This is a genomic window from Loktanella sp. Alg231-35 (assembly GCF_900143545.1).
In the GTDB taxonomy this organism is placed as follows: Bacteria; Pseudomonadota; Alphaproteobacteria; order Rhodobacterales; family Rhodobacteraceae; genus Yoonia.
In genome coordinates, this window is record NZ_FREV01000004.1 from 548,784 (window position 1) to 565,970 (window position 17,187).

Sequence of the window (17,187 nt, forward strand, 5' to 3'; positions counted from 1 at the left end):
TTCGAACAGGCGCAAATGAATCACCGTTTCAAGTAAAAATTTTCCAATCAGTCATTTTTTGCCGATGGTACGCCACGCGCCAGCCCGGCAAAATCAAATAACTTGGGATCAAGCAGATGCGAAGGCCGCGCATTCATCAGCGCCCGGAACATGACCTGACGGCGCCCTGGGTTATTTGCCTCCCACCCATCAAGGATCTGTTTAACCTGCTGGCGCTGCAATCCATCCTGTGAACCACATAGATCGCAGGGGATAATGGGATAGTTCATCGCTTTGGCGAACTTCTCGCAATCCGCTTCAGCCACATGGGCCAGCGGACGGTAAAGGAACAAATCCCCCTCTTCATTCACCAGCTTAGGCGGCATTGTCGCCAAACGCCCCCCGTGAAACAGGTTCATAAAGAAAGTTTCCAGAATATCGTCCCGGTGATGACCAAGCACCACAGCCGAACACCCTTCTTCACGTGCGATCCTATACAGGTTGCCCCGACGCAAACGCGAACAGAGCGCGCAGAAAGTCCGGCCTTCGGGCACCTTGTCCATCACAATCGAATAGGTGTCTTGGTATTCAATGCGGTGAGGCACGCCCATTTTTTTCAGAAACTCTGGCAAAACAGTCGCAGGAAACCCCGGCTGCCCCTGATCCAGATTGCACGCGACCAATTCAACCGGCAGCAGCCCGCGCCACTTTAGTTCATAAAGCACTGCCAGCAGCGTATAACTGTCCTTGCCCCCGGACAGGCAAACGAGCCATTTCGCGTCGCGCTCAATCATCCCGTATTGCTCGATCGCTTCACGGGTGTAGCGCACGATCCGTTTGCGGAGCTTCTTGAACTCCGTTGTGGAAGGCGCGCCATGGAACAGCGGGTGTATTTCGGAATCGTCCAGCATGGCGCGGATATGCCAGATGCGTCCGCGTCTGCCTAGCGTCAGGTCGCATTAAATCCACGGCGCCCTCCGGGTTTGACCGCTGGACTGCGTTGCATTCCCATGAAGTAGAATGACTATTACTGCGTAGATGCGCCTTGCCAGCGCGTAAATCTGTCAAACTGGTGGTTTATGGTCATTTCCACGACATCCTTCATAGGGTGCGCCCCTGTTTTGTGGTCACGATTGGTGGCGGCTGGGATGGGGATCGCCTGCTGAACTCGGCCTATGTCAAACGCTATGGGCTGGGTATCGGAACCGGCACGATTTCATTCGGAGAACTGTAGCCAAGGATTTTCGGACGAAAATCTTTAGTCTGGAACGTTATCAATCCCCGAGCTGCCCCAAGGGTGGCATCGCAAGATACGCCGCACAGTCAAATAACTGCCCTTGATCGCCCCGTGTTTTTCTAGCGCTTCGAGAGAATAGGCCGAACAGGTCGGTTGATACCGGCAACTCATCCCCACCCAAGGTGACAGCACCAAGCGGTACGCGCGAACAGGCAGAGAGACAATGTAAGCGAGCGGGCTCATCCGTGGACCTTTTTCATTGCACGGCGCATGTCAGCGACCAATGTCTCAAAAGGTAGGGTTGCGGTGATGTCTTTGCGACCCACAAGCACGTAATCCCACCCATCGCGGCCCGCTTCGGGCAGCACAATGCGCGCAACTTCACGCAAGCGCCGCTTGGCGCGGTTACGGGCGACGGCATTGCCGACTTTCTTGGAACAGGTGAAACCAACGCGGATACCATCTGCCTCGCCCTCAGTGCGTTTGCGGCCTTGCAGGTGGATGCCGGGAGTGCCTTGGCGGCGAGCATGCGACGCGCGCACAAAATCAGCGCGCTTGGTCAATACGCAAACAGAAACCGCCGGAGCGCCCTGATCAGGCCCAACCGGCGGTTTCAAATCGGTCAAAACGGCTGGAGCGCTTACGCGCTCAGCTTCGCACGGCCTTTGGCGCGGCGATTGTTCAGGATCTTGCGACCGGCCTTTGTGGCCATACGTGCGCGAAATCCGTGACGGTTCTTACGAACCCGGTTTGAAGGTTGGAACGTGCGCTTCATAGCGTGCTCTCCGGTTATTGGCCAAATCCACGGCAGGGATTCGAAGCCGAACTACAATTCTGATCCGTCCTTTAGAGGGGGTCGCTATGCATGTCAACGCAAGTGCCGAGGTGAAACTGCAACAAATTCCATATTTCGATCACATCAATTGTTACAGTCTTCACGGCCCAACCCCGCAAAACTGAAACATCAGGGGTGCTTTGCATCAATGCGCCGTGAGGTGGGTATCGCAAAAGGCAGGTTACGTCCATCTAACCTGCAACAAACAAGACACCCATAGGACCCGAAAGATGACCGATATGACTGAAAGCCCCACCAACCCGATACTCAAAAAACTGCCTCTCATCATTATCGGCGTTGTCGCTGTGCTGGGTGCGTTTTTCCTGCGCGATTACCTGACGTTCGAGGCGCTGGCCGAAAACCGTGAGTCCCTCCTCGGCTTTCGCGACAACAACTATCTGCTGACCGTTCTGGTCTTTATCGCAGCCTACGTGGTGATTGTTGCGTTCTCCCTCCCCGGAGCAACAATCGCCACGCTGACTGGTGGTTTCCTGTTTGCGACTTTCCCCGGTGCGCTGTTCAACATGACGGCAGCAACCATCGGCGCAACCGCGATCTTCCTTGCTGCACGCTGGGGGTTCGGTGAAAGCCTTGGCAAGAAGCTGGAGAACTCAGACGGTGCCGTCAAAAAGATCAAAGATGGGATCGATGAAAACCAGTGGTCGATGCTCTTCCTGATCCGCTTGGTTCCTGCGGTCCCCTTCTTCCTCGCCAATCTGATCCCATCCTTCCTTGAGGTCCCGTTGCATCGCTTTGTGATCTCGACATTCTTTGGCATCATCCCCGGCTCTGTCGTCTACACCTCTGTCGGTGCGGGCCTTGGTGAGGTGTTCGCCCGCGGCGAGACCCCAAACCTTGGCATCATCTTTGAGCCGCAGATCATCTTCCCCATCATCGGCTTGTGTGTACTCGCCGCTCTGCCCATCGCGATCAACGCCGTTCGCGGCAAGAAAGGCCTGTAAGTCATGAACCGTATTAAGACAGATATTTGCATCATCGGCGGCGGCTCGGGCGGTTTGTCTATCGCAGCGGGCGCTGTCCAAATGGGCGCCAAAGTGGTCCTGCTGGAAGGTCACAAAATGGGTGGCGACTGCCTGAACTATGGCTGCGTCCCATCCAAGGCGCTGATTGCGTCCGCCAAACAGGCGCACGCTATGTCCCATGGCGCGCCCTATGGCGTTGGTGAAGTTACGGCCAAAGTTGACTATGCCGCTGCGAAAGACCACGTCCACGACGTGATTGCCACCATTGCTCCTGTCGATAGCGTTGAGCGGTTCGAAGGGTTGGGCGTGCATGTGATCGAAGAATTCGGCACCTTCATTTCCAAGACCGAAGTGCAAGCCGGCGACAACATCATCGAAGCCCGCCGCTTTGTGGTCTCTACCGGCTCTGGTCCCTTCGTGCCACCGATCCCCGGCTTGGATACGGTCAAGCATTACACCAATGAAGACATCTTTGATCTGCGCGAGAAGCCCAAGCATCTGATCGTCATCGGCGGCGGCCCAATCGGCATGGAAATGGCGCAGGCGCATCGGCGCTTGGGCTGCGAAGTCACCGTGATCGAGGGTTTGAAAGCCTTCGGCAAGGACGACCCGGAAATGGCCGCCTTTGTGCTGGATAAGATGAAAGACGAAGGCATCAACATCATTGAAGAAGCTTTGGCCGAAAAGATCAGCGGCAAGGGTAAATCGATCACCGTTCATACGCCAAAAGGCGACTTTTCAGGCTCTCACCTGCTGATGGCCGTTGGGCGCAAGGTGAACACCGACAAACTGGATCTAGACGCAGGCGGCATTGCGCATGACCGCTCTGGGCTGAAGGTCGGCCCTGATCTGCGCTCTATAACCAACAAAAAGGTCTACGCAGCGGGTGATGTCGCCGGTGGTCTGCAATTCACACATGTCGCGGGCTACCACGCTGGCGTGCTGATCCGCTCTATGCTGTTCGGGCTGCCCTCCAAGCAGCGTACCGACCACATTCCATGGGCCACTTACACGGACCCCGAACTGGCTCAGGTTGGCCTGACCGAAGCACAGGCCAAGTTGAAATATGGTGCGTCACTTGAAGTCGTGCGCTTTGATTTTCACCACAACGACCGGCTGATCGCCGAGCGCAAGAACAAAGGTCTGATCAAGGTCATGGTCGTGAAGGGCCGCCCCGTTGGCGCGTCTATCGCTGGCCATATGGCGGGCGAGCTAATCAGCATGTGGGCCATGGCCATCGCCAACAAGATGAAGATGTCTGCCATCGCAAACACGGTTCTGCCTTATCCGACGGTTAGTGAGGTTAACAAACGGGCCGCGGGTGCCTATTTTAGCCCAAGACTTTTCGAAAGCCCGAAGGTAAAGGGTATCGTAGGCTTCGTGCAGCGGTGGCTGCCATAAGCACTTAGACGAGGTAGCATGACCAACTCACTTTCAGGTCGTTTTCTGATCCTCACGGTGATCTTCGTGATGCTGGCCGAGATTTTCATCTTTGTGCCATCCGTTGCGCGGTTCCGTGAGGACTATCTGCTTGCAAGGCTTGAACGTGCGCAAATTGCGTCTTTGGCTTTGGAAGCGGACGACATGATCAGCCCCGCGCTTGAGGCAGAGCTGCTGCGCAACGCCGAAGTCTACAACGTCGTGCTGCGACGCGATGAGATCAGGCAGTTGGCGCTTTCCTCGCCCATCCCCTCGCCCATTACCGCCACCTACGACATGCGTGGCGCTACCAGCATGACGCTGATCAAAGACGCTATTGGAACGCTGCTGGATACCGAAGAACACGTGATCCGCGTGATCGGCAACCCTGTACGCGATGGTGGATTGCTAATCGAAGTCACTATGGCTGAGATGCCGCTACGAGCCGCTTTGCTTGATTACGGGCGCAACATCCTGTTCCTGTCGGCTTTCATCTCTATCATCACTGCGGGGCTCTTGTTTGTGGCGGTGCAATTCCTGCTGGTCCGCCCGATCAAAGGCGTTGTCGATCACATGCAGGCCTATTCCAAGGCGCCCGAAGACGCCCGCCAGATCATTACGCCCACGGCCGGCGTGCGCGAGCTGCGCGACGCCGAAGAATCCCTGCAAATGATGCAACAGCAATTGACGGGCGCGCTGAAACAAAAGGAGCGCTTGGCCCAATTGGGTGGCGCGGTTGCGAAGGTGAGCCATGACCTGCGCAACATCCTGACATCTGCCCAACTTTTCACCGACCGGATTGAATCCTCGGACGATCCGTTGGTGAAACGCATGGCACCGAAGCTGGTGAATTCCATCACACGGGCAGTGAACCTCTGTGAAACCACCCTCGCCTTTGGCCGCGTTGATGAACCCGCACCAACCCTGTCCCGCGTGAACCTTGCCGGGATCGTCAGTGACGTCATCGACAGCGAACGGCTGGCCGCCGGGGATTACCCGCTGTCTTTCTCAGAAGACATTCCCGCCTCCATGACCCTGCGCGCCGATGGTGAGCAGCTGTTCCGGGTGGTCTTTAACCTTGTGCGCAACGCGCGTCAGGCGATCATGGCAACCGGTGACCCCGGCGAGATTGGTCTGCAAGCGCTCGAAGACGATCAGGCCTGGCGCCTGACGATCACAGACACAGGGCCGGGCCTGCCGCAAAAGGCGCAAGAGCACCTGTTCCAGCCATTTCAGGGCGGTGTGCGTAAAGGGGGCTCTGGTCTGGGGCTTGTGATTGCAGCAGACCTGATCCGCGGGCACGGCGGGCGGTTGGAATTGCAGAAGACCGATGAGGCCGGCACTGTCTTTGTGCTGCAACTGCCCAAAGAAGACCTCGCACTGGCCCCGGCCGCAGAATAGCGAAAGAATCTGAATTGGGCCTTGCATCATGCGTGCGCGAGGTCTAAATCCCAGCTCACGCGGATTGGTAGCTCAGTTGGATAGAGTACTTGACTACGAATCAAGGGGTCGGGGGTTCGAATCCTCCCCAGTCCGCCATTCAACAATTTTAAGGCTTTGATTTTGTTGCACAAAATGGCGATGCTGTTCTTTTTGACCCCCAATCATTCCCCCAACTAGATGCGCATTCGCGTTTCGTTTGTAAGCACTGAGCTCAAGAGGTTATGTCTATGGGTAAGGAGCGGGCGTACCTGTCGTGCATCTTCGGCGCGACAAAGGTCCGTAGCCAGCCCGAAACAGACATTCGACCCAAGGGCCGCTATGATCAATCTGCGGACTTTTCAGACCTTCGGAATGTGGGAACCAATGACTGCTTCTGCAGCTAACCGCTCATATGTGTTAAAAACCAATACCCGCTGTGTCGATTTTCAAGACTTCGCGCAGTCATTACTTTTTGTTGACAAGCTACATTACCTGACAAGCCTCAAAAATGCCTGACCAATCTATGCCTTTGATAGGCCCTTCGCGGCTCCAATTTCGCATTACGACGCCAGCAGCAGCGCACCCAAAGTCCACATCTCCAGCGGGAGAAAGTAGTTGTTCTTGGCGAACTCGTGCGACCAATTCCTCTGTTACAATAAATTGAACGTCCGAGTTGAGTGATTCACCAAAGACGGTGGCAGGAACATTGTAAACGTGGAAGCGTTCCTGCCTTACAATTTCCAAAAACACAGGCCGCAGAACCGCAGGAATAAACGTGTTGTCTTCAAAACTAGGAGCAAACACCACAATCAAATTTGCGTCGTGACGATCGACTGAGCAATCAGCCTCGCACTTTGATCCGTTAAAGAGTGAAAAAGTATCGAGGTAACTTTCGAAGCCTGATGGCGCGCCAAAAGTGATATATCTTAGCGTCTCGTCAGCATGTGCTTTGTGAGGGAGGACTGCCCCCCAAATGCTCAAGATCAAAACCAAGAGAATCCCCAGAAATCCATAAACGCTGCCCGAAGCAGCGCGACATACCGACATTCTGTCCAATATTCACTCCATCAATTGTCGGGCCCTTTTGCCTTAAATTCTAGGTCATTTAGGTGGACGCTCGCTATAAACCGACATTAGCTGCTCCGCAGAAGAAATGCAAAATGGGCTCGCTGCCGACATCTGACGGTTTTGGTCGGATGACTGGTGCCAGCCCAAAGCAGACACAAGATAGCAGCTTGGCGGGTGAGAAGCGGGCATTCGCTGCGGTTGCACGCATAGAAAGCCTATTCATAGGGGCCGATGTTCTCAGGCTTGATTACCTTGGAACAAAGCTTCTCGAACTGGTTGAGCGCTCTTTATCATCTAGTCGTCAGTTACTGGCTCATGTTCGGCTGTTGCCTCTGCCGCCGCAGCGCTTTCAACGGGTGGAGTATCAGGAAACGACACCAAGCCTGAAGCTTGAATCATGGCCTCTCTGCAGGCCTTCGCAAAATCTTCGTCCTGTGTTTCCATCATATGTTGGACGACGCGAAAAAGCTCAACGGTGTCAACTAGAGCGACGGACGTGCTCGCTGCTGCGGAGATACACTTGGCTGTAAACGTCTCACTTCTCTCAGGTGGGGCGGAAAGGCGATGGCCATTGCCAAACAATACACCCTTTGCTGGTTGCTCGACTTCATCTCTGGATAGGTCTTCATGGATGTTCGTGGAGATCTGGCGAAGCTTGGTAATGTTTATCGCCGAATTGTCTTTGCCCTCAGACTCCCCGATCAGTCTACCTTCTAGGCAAGTCATAACTGCGTCAAATTCAAGAACGCCGTCGTCGAAGTTCTCTGCTTGAAAACCAAGCATCCTCAGTGCGTTCAAAACCGCAAACTCTAGAGCCTTGCCTTTTTCAAACAATAGCCCTCGCGCCTCGGTTACTCCCGCAAGCTCCTCCCGTGCGGCCTCCCTTTTTTCACTTATCTCCCGTAACGTATCATTAATCTTAAGGAGTTTTTCCTTTAACTCTTCCTCTCCCGGCAGAACAAACCCGTCATCGTCGGCCCACTCAGGTGGAGGAGTTTTGACACTAGCCGCTCCAACATTGGCAGAGAGGGAAACGATCTGACTAACCAATCGCTTTGAAAATATCTCGCCTTCTTTGGTCCAGACCAGTTCGTCTTCGTCATCCCATGCAGTGAAGCCAGGATCATCAAAAGGAAGATCGGGAAGCAAAATAATGCTCCCTTTCGAATCCTCGTTCTTCATAATTCGACCTACAGGTCGAGAGCCAGTTTTTGTGTGTATGCAGGCAGAAGCCGAGCTTTCCGTCCACGTGATGTTATATATTGAGCTGTCAGCAAACTCTGACCAATATGGTGACAGGACATCATTGAACGCGGGGTTCAGCTTCATCTCCCGGCCCTGAGCCGAGACCCAACCCTTTGGAATCTCTGCGAGACTTAAAACCTCGAACTCAGTTACAATGTTTGTTGTCTTTTGATTCCGCCCAGTTCCCGAAAACCTTTTCTCGCCCGTGGCTACGTAGACTGTTTCGGGAGGTGGTATGAATACTATGACCGTTTTACCTTCGGCGACAGCATCCCGCAGCTGCCTACTCCAATGCTGGTTCGCCTCAAGTATTTGCACGGATTCAGAATCGTCTAGCGAGGGTTTCCCTCGGTAGTAGTTCGCATATTGAGAGTCAGTGAAAAACTCTTCTCTACTGGGGCGAAAAAGAACGATGTCCCAATCCAAAAGAGATGCGTTGGATTGAAGCCCAACCTGCTCAACGGCGTCGCCCGCCAATTCTATGCCAATGGCAATGATCTTTTTCATAAGCTGCTCGAACGAAATTGATTTAACATGAAGTACCGCTCGGCAGCCGCCACTTCAAGGAACCTTCAGGTAAACATGCCAGTCGTTGCAATCACTCACACTAAAGGCTCCATCGTTACCAAAATACTGCAAAGGATGATTGGTTGGTGGGAGATCAAGTTGTCGTTCTATGGTTGCCAAGACCGGCTACTGCTGTGTTGCACCGCAGCATCCACAATTTCACTAACTTCCGCTTTGCGCCGTCCCCCAGAACTTTGCAAAGTCGGCTTTCTGCGCCTAGTGGCCGTTGGTGTACGCCGCAACGAACGACCATTGCCCATCCAATCTAGCACATGCCCCCCCTGCGACATCTGCGACATCTGCGACATGGGGATGATCTTATTCCCTGATCACCCGATAGGCTTCTTTCCGTGCTGTGCCTCGGATCACGGTTCCCGCTTCTAGCGGTGCCAGCCATCCGTACTGCACCAGCGTTCCGATTGCCTTACGCACGTTGGGCGCTTGTCGCAACGCCGTCGTTGGCCCGCCTTTCTGGATGTCACGCGGGACAATTTCGTCGTGGTTCCATGTCTCGACCAGCCATTGCCGCAGTTTTTCGGCCTGCGCGAGGCCACTGGAAAGCGTCGCTGACTGCGACAACCGCAGGGCCTCTCCCAGATAGTAGCGCATCAGGTCAACCGCGCGGGCGACGTCTGCCAGCGCGACGTGGGGTGAGTTCAGATCGCGGAACAGGGTAAGCACGCCCGCGATCCGTGCGGCTTGCTCTGCCGCCTTGGAGGCTGTGCCCGTGATCTCGGCATAGGGCTGTCCCGGCGCCTGTTGACGCTCGACCTCATTGGCAAAGCGGATCAGACAATCGCGTGCATCCGCTGCCAGTGGCAGTTCGCGTGGTAGCAATTCCCGCGTTTCCGTGTCCATCGGCAACGGTGTGCCCAAGATTGCTGTAAGTCGCGCTTCGAAGTCCGCAATTCCGGTAGGGTACGGTAGAGATGCGGTATGGGTACGGCTACCGATGGTAGAGGGCGGTTCACAGATCAGGAACCGCGCCAGAAAGCCGGTATCGACCGCTGTGTTATCCGAGAGAAAGGGCCGCGCCACACCCGGCTGCGCCATCAGATGAATGGCAAGCCGCCGGTCAAAGAGTGTCATAGACCCGTCGCCTTGCCGCGTCCGCCGGATGGGGTTGCCCTGCCAGAGATCATTGAGGGCGGCGAGGGTTTTCTGGCGGTTGTCGGCGCTCATGGCGTAACCACCCAGGAACTGCCCCCCTTCATCGGAGAAGATGCCAAGCGAGGGCATCCCTTCGATGTATTTGCGGGTAAGCCCCTCAAAGGTCGGTTCGGTCACGGTGCGGTCCGGCATAGGGGGGGCCGCAGGTTCTGCGCCTAACGCGGCGAGGTCGGCTTGTGCGGCCACGCGGTTCTCGCCCTTCGCCCGCTTGGCTTCATTCAGAATCGTTTCCCGCTCACCCCGCCAGAGTGCATGCTGGTTCTGCCAGCTTTGCACCTCATCGCGCCGCGTCGCGGTTTGTTGCCGCTCGTACGTACGTAGAGCCGCCATCAGTTTGGCATCGCAACTCGACTTGCGTTCGCCAGATCGCGCGATGGTCAGGCAATAGAGCGATAACGGGCTGGGGCCGCCCAAAGCCGTCACATTGGCAAAACCCTGCACCGCGAGTGATGCAATGGCGAGGGCCGATTGGGCAGGGATCGCCACGGGCGCTTGGGTTTGGGTCTGTACCGCCTCAACCGCTGGCCGCAACGGCCCAAGCGCATGGGTTGGGAAGGGCGCGCCAGCAGGTGCGTCCAGCACTAAAGGCTGCGGTCCCTCGGGGACATAAGCAAGGGGCTGCACGATACTCATACCGTCACCTCTTTTGCCTGCATCAGCACGTCGTTCCAATCTTGTTCATCAGGCGGTGTCAGGTGCGAGATACGCCAGCCCAAGCTGTCAGCCCGCAGGCTGAGCTTGCGAGCGGCACGTCGCCCGGCCTCATCCCCGTCTGCCGCAATGATCAGATGTCCCGGTCTCCGGGGCAACGACAGCGACGTGATGCCGGATGTCGAAAGCGCCGCCCAAACCGTGGCCGGTTGGTCCATGAGGCCCGAGAGCAGTGAGAGACCATTCTCGATGCCTTCGGTCACGACCAGCGGCCCGCCATCATCAAAACAGGTTTGCGAAGACAAGCGCACCGCGCCACCACGACAAGGGCCAAGCATGGCTTTGGCAGGGGCGATATCGGCCTTCCGCACGTTGTCGTTCCCTACGTACGTTACGTAACGCAGGTACGTACGGTGCAGTGCAAAAGACATCGCGCCGTTTACACGTGCAATCATTGCCGGAAGCCGCCCGCCGGTGGGATGCGGACAACGCGCATGATACCGCAATGTGGGTGGGAGATTGCATGTAACTCCACGTGATTTTAGGTAGCGGGCCGCGGGGCTGTTACTGATCGGTTGCGCCTCTTCCCAGAGACGATGTGCGGTTTTTGCACGTGCAATCGCCTCTGCGCGTTGCGCGGCAGAGGGAGCCTCTGTGTACGTACGTGTGTTCTGCGAATGCGGCCAATCTGTCCGGAGTCCATCAAGCAGCCCTCTCGTACGTAAGGCATCGCGTACATCGGCGAAGCTGCACCCCGCGTGACAGTAGGTCAGCAAATCCCCGCGTTCGGTGTTGCGCAGACTGAGCGCGGGCGTGCGGGTGTTCTCATGAGCGGGGCAGAAGGCTAGGCCGTAATGGCCGAACCAGCGCCCGTTGAGCGCATGGGTCAGGTCCTTGGCATTCGTCATCGCATGACCTCCGGTTTGGCAGGCACGGCAGCGAGGGCGGCACACGCACCGGAGGACAGCGGGCCACATAAGGCGTCGCAAGCCGCGATCAGGCTCTCACGGGTGGTCAGATAGCTTTTACCGCGCCATGCACCCCGGCGGCGGTCCTGACCGCGCCGGACTTGGATGATCCACTGGAGACCATCGCGGCAGAGAATGACTCTGTGCCGCGCGTCCAGATCGGTGACAAAGCCGATATAGTCATCGGCGCTCTCAGAGGTGCTGCTTGCGACACGCGCGCAGCAGCTCACCCCGCGCCCGGCGGGCGCGTTCTGCTTTCTTTGCATGTTCATGGGATTTAGACGCTCGCGCTCTTGCGGCTTTCCAGCCAGTTGGCGATTGCGTCTTCGGGCCAGCCAACAGCACGTGCGCTGAGGCGGATCGGTTGGGGAAACTCGCCCCGCTTCATCAGAAGATAGATAGTGCTGCGGGAAAGCCCGGTCCGTTGTTCAACGGCGGGACGTCTTAAGATGCGCGCATTCATATGCGTTCTCCGTACTGCTTGGCCACGCCAATTGCGTGGGTCGGCGTTTCGCGGTACTCAAGACATGTGAGAACGATCAATTGTTCACATGCCGTCGGTCTTTTGCGTTACAGCGCGAAAGGCCGACACCTAAGCAAGTGACCACTTTGACTGCCTAGATGCACCCACAATGTCTCAACAGTTCCGAAGAAAACAGAGCAAAATTAAGAGGATAGCTACACTATATTGGGTGTTATAGAGCACCCCCCTACACTATAGCGTATCGTCATGTGCGGCTGTTGACTGCCGAGAGACAATCTAAAGATTTGCAAACACTGGCTTTTATCCGCGCGCTTTGGAGCAAAAGTAAAACAGCGCTCTACGCTACTATAGAGTAGTTATGTATCTAACGAGAAAGTTAGTTATTTCCGATTTCACAAAAAATGTTGCCCAGATACATCATTTAATGCGTGCGGTATCCATTTACCGTCCAGCTTAACGCCGCCAATCCGCGAACTTGGGGTCAATTTCTGCTGGTGGGTCGATGCCCAGAGCGCTATCTGCCCCCGCTTGACACTATCCAAGCCGCCCAATCATCCATCATCTGCCGTCGTTTCTCGAACAGATCGGAGCGGGCATAGGCCTGCTCAACGGCGTCGCCGACCTTATGCGCCAATGCAGCCTCCGCAATCTCGCGTGGGTAGCTGGTTTGTTCCTGCGCCCATGTACGGAACGACGTGCGGAACCCATGTACATCCACGTCAAAGCCAAGTTCTTTCACCAGTTTTGAGAGCGTCATATCCGACAACACCTTGCCGCGCGCACTTGGGAAGATCAGGCCACTTTGATCGCGTAGCTTGGCCGCTTCTTGAAGAACAGCGACAGCGCGTGGTGACAGCGGTACGCGATGCGGGCGCTTCATCTTCATACGGTCGGCGGGGACAATCCATGTCGCAGATGTCTCAGATGTCGCAGGGTCCGTATCGCCGAAATCCACTTCATCCCAATGGGCCGCACGGACCTCGCCAGAGCGGCAGGCGGTCAGAACAACAAACTCAAACGCCAGCTTAGTCGCTTGCCAAGCACCCGAGGCATGGATAGCCGCAAGGCAGGTCGCAACATCGGCATAGGCCAGTGACTTGCGATGCTGGACGGCGCGGTCAACACGGGGCAAGGCAAGTGCATCTGACGTGGCCGGATTGGCCTTGCAAAGCCCTTCGGCAATACCCCATTTGAAGACGGCTGAGACACGGTAGGTTAATTTCCGCGCGACGCTGGGGGCGACCTCACGGGCCGCAAGGATCGCTTGGCGGACATCAGCGGAAGTGACATCGCCAACTGGCACAGCGCCAAATTTTGGAAAGATGTATGTCTCAAGGGTCTTGAGAAATGCGGCGCGGTCTTTTGGGTTCTTCCAAGTCGGAGACAACTCGATATGCGCTTCCCGCGCCGCGTCTTCGAAGGTCTTTTGACGACGCGCTTGCCGCTTACGTGCCAAAGGGTCTTCGCCACGACGGATCAGGCGTTTGTTCTCAACAGCTTCCTCACGGGCCTCAACAAGCGATACAACTGGCGGACTGCCCAATCCAATCTCGCGACGTTTGCCATTGATCGTGGTACGTTGCACCCAGAAGCGGGAACCGTTTGGCTCGACCCGCAGATAAAGCCCCGTGCCGCGCCCGTCGTGATACTTGCCGGGGGTTTTTACAGAACGCACCAAAGCGGCGGTCAACGGGCCTGATCTTCCATTGAGAGCCATAAACAAATTCCCCCATCTCTTCCCCCACAATGTAGTGGACGTTACAAGACGACCTAAATCACTATGGGAACGTAAGTACAAGAAAATATGATATTAAAATCGAAAAACAGGAATTCCTCGGAAGCCTTAAGAACAAAAAATGGCTGCTCCCCAGTCCGCCAAATTACCCCTTGTAGAAAATCAACATAAGTTGCTTTTTTGATCGCGATTTTGCCTTTTCGTTGAGGAAAATGCGCTCTTGAGCATCCATAGCTATATTGCCAGCAATCAAGCTGCGCTTGTTTGGGCGTAGTTGTCTTGGGCATCGGCTTACGTTTCCGGCCCATTCTGGACCTTGGCCACGACATCTGAATGCTGCGGTCGCAGCCCGCATTGCCGCCATTCGCTGCGTCTGCAAAATCTGGATAGGTCGGAATTCACAGTTCGCGGGCTTTGCTGCCGTTGGTTCCCTTCGTTCCAATGGCGGTTAGAGTTCGACTTCATCAAGGTGCTTCAACCATTCTGCAAACGACTATTCTCTGGGCTGCGAGTGTTCTCAATTTCTTGAGCTTTATTGGGGCGCCCGGACAAGCAAATCTTGAATAAATCCATCCTAAAAGAAGATGGCCAACCCAGTCATAGAGACAATAAGGAATAATATGGTCATGATTCCACCTGAGCGGACAAAGTCGACAACCCGGTAGCCTGCAGGCCCCATGATCAATGCATTGACTTGGTGTGTCGGGATCAGAAAGGAATTGGAGGTCGAAATCGCTACTGTTAGTGCGAAGATCGCGGGATCACCCCCCGCCGATATCGCGATGGAGATCGCCAGTGGCACAAGTAAGACGGTCGCACCGACATTCGACATCACCAGCGTGAAGATCGTCGCCAGCACCGCCAAACCAGCCTGCAAGGACCAGATCGGCCAGCCATCTAGGAGGGTCAAGATTTGCTCTGCTATCCAAGCAGCCGTACCGGTGTTTTGCACTGCCTGACCAAGCGGGATCAGCGACGCCAGTAAAAACACCGTGCTCCAACTGACCGCATCGTAGGCTTCATCAATCGATAGCACCCGCGACAGGACCATGCCGACCGCACCTGCCAGCAAAGCGAGCGACAGCAGCAGGTCTGTAAACAGGATCAATCCAAGCGTCATCACGAAGAACCCCAATGCCCAGTTGACCTTATGTGGCCGTAGTTCTTCTTGCGGGAAGTCAGAGGTTACCACGACGAAATCTTGATCTGACTTCATCAGCGTCAAACGTTCCCATTGCACATGGACAACCAATGTGTCGCCTGCCTGCAAGTTGACTTCGCCGATATGGGTCGCAACATGATCCTCGGTTTCAACATGGCTCAGCGTGTCTTCGCCTCGATGGATCGCTAGAATAGACAGGCCATGGGTCTGACGCAGGCGAAGTTCGATAGGACATTTGCCAATGACGGTTGAGCCCGGAGGGATGACAACCTCAGCCACGCCGGACTCTGTTGCTGCGAAATCATCGGCGAACACGTCTAGCCCCGGTAGAATTTCCAACCCATAGGGTTCCGCGAATTCTTCTTGCAGAACCCGCCGCAATCCAAGAATTGCCAAGCGCGCAGGTGCCTCAATGACCGTATCTGCCATTGGTGCAATGACTTTGTGACCTCTGTAAGACGTGCCCAGAATATAGATGTGGTGTGCAACCATAATGTCCGCCAACTTCTGACCAATCAGGATTGACCCTTCTGGCACCCGCACTTCGAACATGTCTGCACGCAGCCCATAGGTGTTCTCGACATAGGTTTGCATGGATCGCGCAGCACCCGCGTCCTCACCACGCCCCCGTTGTCCGGGTAGAATCCAACGCCCTAGAAGCACAAAGTAGAGCACCCCGGTCAGAACCAGCATCAGCCCAATGGGTGTGACCGAAAACAACCCAAAGGGTTCCATCTGTTGATCCGCTGGTAACGTGCTGTTCGCCGAGATCAGTAAATCGTTCAGCAAGATCAAAGGCGACGATCCAACCATCGTGATCGTCCCGCCAAGGATGGCGCAGAACCCCATAGGCATCGCCAAACGGCTCATTGGTATTTCGGTTCGCGCAGAGATACGGCTGATGACCGGCAGAAATAATGCAGCTGCCCCAACGTTCTGCATGAACGAGCTGATCACGCCGACTGTGCCCGACACGATCGGGATAATCCGACCCTCAGTTGTGCCCCCGCGCTTCAAGATCAGAGTGGCAACTTTGGACATCAAGCCTGTCTTGTCCAACCCGGCCCCGATGATCATCACTGCGATGATCGAGATCACTGCGTTCGACGAGAACCCCGAAAACAGCTGGGCCCGGTCGGCAAGGTTTCTTAATCCGGGCAGGGTGCTCAACCCACCAAGTATCACCATGACGAGGATTGCAGCCAGATCGATGCGGATGATTTCGGAAACAAACAAGAATACAGTGAAGGCGAGCAGCCCAAGAACCACCATCATCTCGAGCGTCAATATCGTCGCGTCCATTATCTCTCCCCGAGAAAAAGCATAGCGACCGTTTCCAGTTGCGCATAGGTCCCATCCTGCTTTCCGTTCATTTCGAGAGGTCATCTTTCGACCAGCTGTGCTTGGTACGATCCTTGCTGATGCCGGTTTTGCGACAAACTGTGAGATCGCGCCAGAAAATCCGACGGACGTCCACGCCGCTGATCACGGATTGCCGGTGAGATCGCCTTGGGAAATCTGAGTCCACTTCAACCGATACCGCACTATGTACGACTGGCGCAAATTAGCCGGCGGAGCGCAATGGCAGGCGAGTGACAGTGAAAGGGGACAAGCAAGTTTAGTCTTTTGGCAGGTGTGTCAAATACGGCCAAACAAGCGTCGCGATGATGATTAGCAGGGCAGCACCGGATATAGAAAAGGCCGCCGGGGGTGCGTATTCAGTGATGCCCGGCGGCCTCAGTATCCTTGGGTTTTCTGGATCGACTAGCATGGTGCGCCGTGACCCGATTTGTCTTGGCCCCCTAAAACTGTGCCAAAGTTGGCTTAGTTTTGGAGATTGGATTGATGGCACGGAAACGGTACTCGGATGAAGATGTTCTTCGGCTTTTGCGTGAGATTGAACTGAGCCTAGCGTCTGGCTCAGATGTAGCGACGGCCTGCAGAAGTGCTGGTGTCAGCGACGCGACCTATTACACATGGCGCAAACGGTTTGGTGGCATGGGACGATCGGAGATGGCCAATCTGAAGGCGCTTCAGAAAGAGAATGATCGGCTCAAGAAGATCGTGGCGGAGCTTGAGTTGGATAAGCTGATCCTCAAAGAGAGCCTTGATTATTTAAAGCCGAAGGCCTGACGACAGACCAGCTTCGTCAGGCCGTGGTGCACAGCCGACAAAAGCTGGCAACCTCTGAACGGCGCACATGTCGGGTTCTGGGCGTGGCCCGAAGCACGTTGCAATACCAAGCGGTTTTCACGGMTGATG

Annotated in this window: 17 protein-coding genes and 1 tRNA gene; 6 read left to right on the top strand and 12 right to left on the bottom strand. The window is 55.5% G+C overall.

Annotated elements, in window-relative coordinates:
* Nucleotides 1–47: 47 nt before the first annotated feature.
* Nucleotides 48–890: a tRNA 2-thiocytidine(32) synthetase TtcA gene (gene ttcA / locus DHN10_RS12630; protein ID WP_108815655.1), complete on the bottom strand. Its 843-nt coding sequence runs from the start codon at nucleotides 888–890 to the stop codon at nucleotides 48–50.
* Between the two features lie 134 nt (nucleotides 891–1,024).
* On the opposite strand from ttcA, the gene DHN10_RS12635 reads away from it, so the two are divergent.
* On the top strand, nucleotides 1,025–1,213 hold the full coding sequence (locus DHN10_RS12635) for a hypothetical protein (RefSeq protein ID WP_108815656.1): 189 nt from the start codon (nucleotides 1,025–1,027) through the stop codon (nucleotides 1,211–1,213).
* Nucleotides 1,214–1,237: 24 nt separating this feature from the next.
* On the opposite strand, the gene yidD is transcribed toward DHN10_RS12635, so the two are convergent.
* Genes yidD through rpmH form a run of 3 tightly spaced genes read right to left on the bottom strand, consistent with a single transcriptional unit; the run spans nucleotide 1,238 to nucleotide 1,991 of the window.
* On the bottom strand, nucleotides 1,238–1,459 hold the full coding sequence (gene yidD / locus DHN10_RS12640) for a membrane protein insertion efficiency factor YidD (protein ID WP_108815657.1): 222 nt from the start codon (nucleotides 1,457–1,459) through the stop codon (nucleotides 1,238–1,240).
* The gene (rnpA, locus tag DHN10_RS12645; protein ID WP_108815658.1) at nucleotides 1,456–1,842 is read right to left on the bottom strand and encodes a ribonuclease P protein component; all 387 of its coding nucleotides are present in this window, start codon (nucleotides 1,840–1,842) and stop codon (nucleotides 1,456–1,458) included. The genes yidD and rnpA overlap by 4 nt, the downstream gene beginning before the upstream one ends.
* Before the next feature lie 14 nt (nucleotides 1,843–1,856).
* A complete protein-coding gene (gene rpmH, locus DHN10_RS12650; protein ID WP_008231458.1) occupies nucleotides 1,857–1,991 on the bottom strand; it encodes a 50S ribosomal protein L34 in 135 nt (44 codons plus the stop codon).
* Nucleotides 1,992–2,281: 290 nt separating this feature from the next.
* On the opposite strand from rpmH, the gene DHN10_RS12655 reads away from it, so the two are divergent.
* From DHN10_RS12655 to DHN10_RS12670, 4 genes are all read left to right on the top strand, one after another.
* Nucleotides 2,282–3,013 (top strand): TVP38/TMEM64 family protein, encoded by a 732-nt coding sequence (locus DHN10_RS12655; protein WP_108815659.1) that lies wholly within the window; start codon nucleotides 2,282–2,284, stop codon nucleotides 3,011–3,013.
* Between the two features lie 3 nt (nucleotides 3,014–3,016).
* Entirely contained in the window at nucleotides 3,017–4,435 is a 1,419-nt protein-coding gene (locus DHN10_RS12660) for a dihydrolipoyl dehydrogenase family protein (protein WP_108815660.1), read from the top strand.
* Between the two features lie 18 nt (nucleotides 4,436–4,453).
* Nucleotides 4,454–5,854: a sensor histidine kinase gene (locus DHN10_RS12665; RefSeq protein ID WP_108815661.1), complete on the top strand. Its 1,401-nt coding sequence runs from the start codon at nucleotides 4,454–4,456 to the stop codon at nucleotides 5,852–5,854.
* A 61-nt stretch (nucleotides 5,855–5,915) separates the two neighbouring features.
* Nucleotides 5,916–5,992 (top strand) — tRNA-Arg (locus tag DHN10_RS12670).
* Between the two features lie 366 nt (nucleotides 5,993–6,358).
* On the opposite strand, the gene DHN10_RS12675 is transcribed toward DHN10_RS12670, so the two are convergent.
* From DHN10_RS12675 to DHN10_RS12710, 8 genes are all read right to left on the bottom strand, one after another.
* Complete coding sequence (locus DHN10_RS12675; RefSeq protein WP_159086991.1) at nucleotides 6,359–6,931, bottom strand: hypothetical protein; 573 nt, start codon at nucleotides 6,929–6,931, stop codon at nucleotides 6,359–6,361.
* A 306-nt stretch (nucleotides 6,932–7,237) separates the two neighbouring features.
* Complete coding sequence (locus DHN10_RS12680) at nucleotides 7,238–8,695, bottom strand: hypothetical protein (RefSeq protein ID WP_108815663.1); 1,458 nt, start codon at nucleotides 8,693–8,695, stop codon at nucleotides 7,238–7,240.
* A gap of 378 nt (nucleotides 8,696–9,073) precedes the next feature.
* The gene (locus DHN10_RS12685; RefSeq protein WP_108815664.1) at nucleotides 9,074–10,558 is read right to left on the bottom strand and encodes a YfjI family protein; all 1,485 of its coding nucleotides are present in this window, start codon (nucleotides 10,556–10,558) and stop codon (nucleotides 9,074–9,076) included.
* Nucleotides 10,555–11,484 carry a DUF7146 domain-containing protein gene (locus DHN10_RS12690; RefSeq protein WP_108815665.1) on the bottom strand — a complete coding sequence of 310 codons (930 nt, stop codon included), beginning with the start codon at nucleotides 11,482–11,484 and terminating at the stop codon, nucleotides 10,555–10,557. Before DHN10_RS12690 ends, DHN10_RS12685 begins: the two co-directional genes overlap by 4 nt.
* Nucleotides 11,481–11,816: a hypothetical protein gene (locus tag DHN10_RS12695; RefSeq protein ID WP_108815666.1), complete on the bottom strand. Its 336-nt coding sequence runs from the start codon at nucleotides 11,814–11,816 to the stop codon at nucleotides 11,481–11,483. Before DHN10_RS12695 ends, DHN10_RS12690 begins: the two co-directional genes overlap by 4 nt.
* Before the next feature lie 5 nt (nucleotides 11,817–11,821).
* Entirely contained in the window at nucleotides 11,822–12,007 is a 186-nt protein-coding gene (locus tag DHN10_RS12700; protein ID WP_108815667.1) for a helix-turn-helix transcriptional regulator, read from the bottom strand.
* 535 nt (nucleotides 12,008–12,542) lie between these two features.
* Nucleotides 12,543–13,745 (bottom strand): tyrosine-type recombinase/integrase, encoded by a 1,203-nt coding sequence (locus DHN10_RS12705; protein ID WP_108815668.1) that lies wholly within the window; start codon nucleotides 13,743–13,745, stop codon nucleotides 12,543–12,545.
* Nucleotides 13,746–14,337: 592 nt separating this feature from the next.
* The gene (locus DHN10_RS12710; protein WP_108815669.1) at nucleotides 14,338–16,227 is read right to left on the bottom strand and encodes an SLC13 family permease; all 1,890 of its coding nucleotides are present in this window, start codon (nucleotides 16,225–16,227) and stop codon (nucleotides 14,338–14,340) included.
* A 543-nt stretch (nucleotides 16,228–16,770) separates the two neighbouring features.
* Between DHN10_RS12710 and DHN10_RS12715 the strand changes: the two genes are divergently transcribed.
* Entirely contained in the window at nucleotides 16,771–17,058 is a 288-nt protein-coding gene (locus DHN10_RS12715) for a transposase (RefSeq protein ID WP_159086992.1), read from the top strand.
* Nucleotides 17,059–17,187 lie beyond the last annotated feature (129 nt).